The following is a 5,077-nucleotide window of genomic DNA, read 5'->3' on the forward strand; positions in this document are numbered from 1 at the left end:
ATGCAAGCGATCCGATCAAACCTCACTAAGCTCTTGTGCCACGGGGGCCGTCCACATATGGGTCCTGGATCTGCGCTCCGCTTGTCCAGGACGACGCTCGAATTTATTGGGCTGTGTTCACGCCGGCGGATTCACATCCACGTCCCCGCGCCCGAGATCGCGCTCACGCAAGTAAATATAGAACCCGGCGCCGATGATGATGGCGGCGCCGACGATGGTGGCGATTTCGGGCACGTCGCCGAACACGACGAAGCCGAAGATCACCGCCCAGACGATCATCGAATATTGATAGGGCACGACGACGCTGGCCGGCGCCAGCTTGAGCGAGCGGTTGACGCAGAACAGCGCCGTGACCGAGACGCATCCCGCCAGCGCGAAGATCACGAGGCTGCCCGATGTCGGCGGCACCCAGTGGAACGCCGACAGCACCGCACCCAGCACAAACGTGCCGACGAATTGCGACGACGCCATCACGATATCGGGCGTCTTGCGCAGGCTGCGCGTGATCAGCATCAGCGTTGCGAAGGAAAGACTGCCGCCCAACGCGATCAGCGCCGGCAGGCTCACGGTCTGTGCCGAGGGCCGCAGCGCGATCAGTACGCCGCAGAAGCCGATCAGGATCGCCGTCCAGCGCCGCCAGCCGACCTTCTCGCCGAGGAATATCGCCGACATCGCCGTGACGAAAATGGGCCCGGCGAGATAATAGGTGATGACGTCGGCGAGCGGCAGGTAGACCGTCGCAAGGAAGAACGCCGCCACTTCCAGCGTCGACAGCACGACGCGAAAGAGCTGGAGGCCCGGCCGCTCCAGCTGCAGGAACTGGTGACGCTGCCGCCAGACCAGCGGCGACAGCAGCAGCAGCGCCGCGCAGGCGCGCAGGAACAGCAGTTGCCCCACCGAATAAGTCCCGACCAGGAACTTGCCCATGGCATCGCCGAACGAGAACATGAAGATCGACAGCACCATGAGCGCAATCCCGGCGAGGCGCGCCGAGCGTTCGTCATAGGCCGAGAGATTTTTGAAAAGGGGCATTGCTGTCGTTCGTGGAAACTCGTCATTGCGAGGAGCTCTTGCGACGAAGCAATCCAGACTGTTGCCGCGGAGACGGTCTGGATTGCTTCGCTTCGCTCGCAATGACGAGCGGAGAGAGCTTGGGAACGGCGACCAGAGTCGCTTGCGGTCGTTTTAATGACGTGAGCGCCCGCGACAAGCCCACGCAAGACGAATTGAACGGATTGCCGCACTCTTCGCGTCGCGGTAGCCATAGGCGTCCCACCGGCAAAACAAGCGAGGAAAAAAGCTTAGCCATGACCGACTTCGACCCGGCCCGGCATCGCATGATCCCCGCGCAACGCTGGTTTGAGGATTTCGTGGTCGGCGAGCGTTTCGTGCTGCCGAGCCGCACGCAGACGACGGCGGTGTTCGCGGCGTTCCAGACCGCGAGCGGCGACACCCATCCGGTGCATTACGATGTGGAGTATTGCCGCAGCCGCGGCATGCCGCATCTGCTGGCTCACGGTTTCCAGACGCTGATCCATACCGCACCGGGCGCAGGCCTGTTTCCGTTCATGGTCGAGGACTCCCTGGTCGGCTTCCTCGAGCAATCCAGCCGGTTCCTCAAACCGGTGTTCGCCGATGACACCATCTATCCCGCGCTCGAGGTCATCGAGCTGGTGCCGGGACGCTCGACCGGCGCGGTGACGCTCAAAAGCACCGTGTTCAACCAGCGCAAGGAGCTGGTGCTGGAGGGCATGCAGAAATTCCTGATCCGGCGCCGGCCATCCTAACCGCGTGAAGACCAGTCCACTGCCGGTCTTCGCCAAACTCCTCCCTGTGGTTATGGGTCCCGGATCTGCGCTTCGCTTGTCCGGGACGACACGTAGGGGCGCCGGCCAGCTGGTTAAGCAAGGCCACAAATCGCCGGGTTTCGGCCGATTTGCGGGTCTATCCGGGTTGCCGCGCGGGACCGGCTGGCCTACCTATGGCCCATGAAATTCCTTGACGAAGCAAAGGTCTATATCCGCTCCGGCGACGGCGGAAACGGCTGCGTGGCGTTCCGCCGCGAAAAATTCATTGAATTCGGCGGTCCCTCCGGCGGCAATGGCGGCCGCGGCGGCAATGTCATCATCGAGGTCGCCGACGGGCTGAACACGCTGATCGACTATCGCTACCAGCAGCACTTCAAGGCCCAGAAGGGCGAGAACGGCTCGGGCTCGGACCGCCACGGCGCCAATGGCAAGTCGATCGTGCTGAAGGTCCCGCTGGGCACGCAGATCTTCGATGAAGATCGCGAGACCATGATCCACGATTTCACCAATGTCGGCGAAAAATTCGTGCTGGCCGAAGGCGGCAATGGCGGCTTCGGCAACGCGCATTTCAAGACCTCGACCAACCGCGCGCCGCGCAATGCCAATCCCGGCCAACCCGGCGAGGAGCGCTGGATCTGGCTGCGGCTGAAGCTGATCGCGGATGCCGGCCTCGTCGGCCTGCCCAATGCCGGCAAATCGACCTTCCTTGCCAAGGTCAGCGCGGCCAAGCCGAAGATCGCCGACTATCCCTTCACCACGCTGCATCCGCAGCTCGGCGTCGTGAATGCCGACGGCCGCGAATTCGTGCTGGCTGATATCCCCGGCCTGATCGAAGGCGCGCATGAAGGTGTCGGTCTCGGCGACCGCTTCCTCGCCCATGTCGAGCGCTGCCGCGTGCTGCTGCATCTCGTCGATGCGACCTGCGAGCACGCCGGCAAGGCCTACAAGACGGTGCGAACCGAACTGGATGCCTATGCCGGGCAGCTCACCGACAAGATCGAGATCGTCGCGCTGAACAAGATCGACGCGGTCGAGCCGGACGAGTTGAAGAAGCAGAAGGACCGGCTGAAGCGCGCCGCCAAGAAGACGCCGCTGCTGCTCTCCGCCGTCACCGGAGATGGCGTGCAGGAAGCGCTGCGGGCATTGGCGGATGTGATCGGCGAGAGCCCGGTCTCGGCGAAAGCGAAGAGCGCGGCCGAAGCGGAGCCTTGGTCGGTTTGAACGCTCTCCCCACGGTCGTCCCGGCGAAGGCCGGGACCCATACCGCGTGATCTGTCGGTTGGGGATGGTCTTAGTACCGAACTACTAGTCTTCGCCAAACTACTCCCTGTGGCTATGGTTCCCGGCCTTCGCCGGGACGACGCTGGAATGTGCAGCCACGACCTCGCGCGTCACCGCCCTGCTTGTCTTCGCGCCCTCGATAGCGCAGCATCGACCCATCAAGAAACGGCAGGGATGATTCATGGCGCGCGCGAAGAACGTTCTCTGGATCATGTGCGACCAGCTTCGCTATGACTATCTCGGCTGCACCGGCCATCCCACGCTGAAGACGCCGAACATCGACGCCATGGCCAAGCGCGGCGTGCTGTTCAGCAAGGCCTATGTGCAGTCGCCGATCTGCGGCCCCTCGCGGATGTCGTTCTACACCGGGCGCTACATGCGCTCGCACGGCTCGCACTGGAACGGCTGGCCGCTGCGCGTCGGCGAGCCCACCCTCGGCGATCACCTCAAGAAGCTCGGCGTGCGCAACGTGCTGGTCGGCAAGACCCACATGGCGCCTGATCTCGAAGGCATGAAGGCGCTCGGCATCCCGCCGGAATCGATGATCGGCGTGCACGTCGCCGAATGCGGGTTCGAACCCTATGAGCGTGACGACGGCCTGCATCCCACGGGGCGGCCGCGTCCGAAATACGACGAATATCTGCGCCAGCAGGGATTCGAGGCGCCCAATCCCTGGGAGCATTGGGCGAATTCAGGTGCGGCCGAGGACGGCTCGCTCCAGAACGGCTGGCTGCTCGTGCATGCCGACAAGGCCGCGCGCGTGCCGGACGAGCATTCCGAGACGCCCTACATGACGCGGCGCGCGATGGACTTCATCAGCGAGGCCGAGACCGACGGCAGGCCGTGGTGCCTGCATCTGTCCTACATCAAGCCGCACTGGCCCTATATCGCGCCCGAACCCTACGCCAGCATGTATTCGACATCGGACATGATTCCGGTGATCCGCTCCGAGCGCGAGCGCCAGAACCCGCATCCGGTGTTCGGCGCCTATATGGACATGCGCTACTCCCGCAACATGGCGCGCAATGATGCCCGCGAGAAGGTGATCCCGACCTATATGGGACTGATCACCCAGATCGACGATCAGATGGGCGTGCTGATGAAGTTCCTGGAGGAGCGCGATCTGCTGGACACCACCATGATCGTGTTCACCTCCGATCACGGCGATTATCTCGGCGATCACTGGATGGGCGAGAAGGATCTGTTCCACGAGCAGTCGGCGAAGATTCCGCTGATCATTATCGATCCCTCGAAGGAGGCCGATGCGACGCGCGGCACGCGCAACGATGCGCTGGTCGAAGCCATCGATCTCGCACCGACCTTCGTGGATTATTTCGGCGGCAAGGTGCCGGGCCATATCCTCGAGGGACGCTCGCTGCTGCCCCTGCTGCGCGGCTCGACGCCATCGGATTGGCGCAAGGTGGCGTTCTCCGAATACGACTATGTCATGCAGGACGTGCGGCTGAAGCTGAACCAGCCGATCGAACGCTGCCGCCTGTTCATGGTGTTCGACGGCCGCTGGAAATACATCCACGCCTCGGGCTTCCGCCCGATGCTGTATGACATCGAAACCGATCCGGAAGAGTTTGTGGATCGCGGCGACGATCCCGAATGCGCCGGCATCATCGCGCGGTTGCAGGCTGAGCTGTTCGACTGGGCGCTGCATCCCAACGACCACATCACCACGCCGCGCGAGAAGATCGCCGCCTATGCCGACAACCAGCTCCAGGTGAAGGGCGGCATCCTGATCGGGATCTGGGACGAAGCGGAGCTGGCGTCGATCAAGGACGGCATCGCGCAACGCGCGAAGCTGTAACCCTCATGGTGAGGAGGCGTAAGCGCCGTCTCGAACCATGCAGGCCCGGCACTCGCACGTCGGTCTGCATCCTTCGAGACGCGCGCAAAGAGCGCGCTCCTCAGAGCTTGAGAATGTTTTGCTCCCGCCGGGAGAGTTTTGCATTGCCTGGAGAGCGGTGACCCCAAGGTTT

At 63.2% G+C, this 5,077-nt stretch carries 4 protein-coding genes; 3 read left to right on the forward strand and 1 reads right to left on the reverse strand.

The window, feature by feature from the left end; genetic code table 11:
- Positions 1-117: 117 nt before the first annotated feature.
- Positions 118-1,032, reverse strand: a complete 915-nt coding sequence (locus AC0L2J_RS34470) for a DMT family transporter (RefSeq protein WP_007604387.1) — start codon at positions 1,030-1,032, stop codon at positions 118-120.
- A 275-nt stretch (positions 1,033-1,307) separates the two neighbouring features.
- Between AC0L2J_RS34470 and AC0L2J_RS34475 the strand changes: the two genes are divergently transcribed.
- From AC0L2J_RS34475 to AC0L2J_RS34485, 3 genes are all read left to right on the forward strand, one after another.
- The gene (locus AC0L2J_RS34475) at positions 1,308-1,787 is read left to right on the forward strand and encodes a MaoC family dehydratase (RefSeq protein ID WP_007604386.1); all 480 of its coding nucleotides are present in this window, start codon (positions 1,308-1,310) and stop codon (positions 1,785-1,787) included.
- A gap of 201 nt (positions 1,788-1,988) precedes the next feature.
- A complete protein-coding gene (gene obgE, locus AC0L2J_RS34480; protein ID WP_473395948.1) occupies positions 1,989-3,029 on the forward strand; it encodes a GTPase ObgE in 1,041 nt (346 codons plus the stop codon).
- Between the two features lie 241 nt (positions 3,030-3,270).
- A complete protein-coding gene (locus AC0L2J_RS34485; RefSeq protein ID WP_473395949.1) occupies positions 3,271-4,905 on the forward strand; it encodes an alkaline phosphatase family protein in 1,635 nt (544 codons plus the stop codon).
- The last annotated feature ends 172 nt before the right edge of the window (positions 4,906-5,077 follow it).

Source organism: Bradyrhizobium sp. MV1.5 (genome assembly GCF_055807615.1).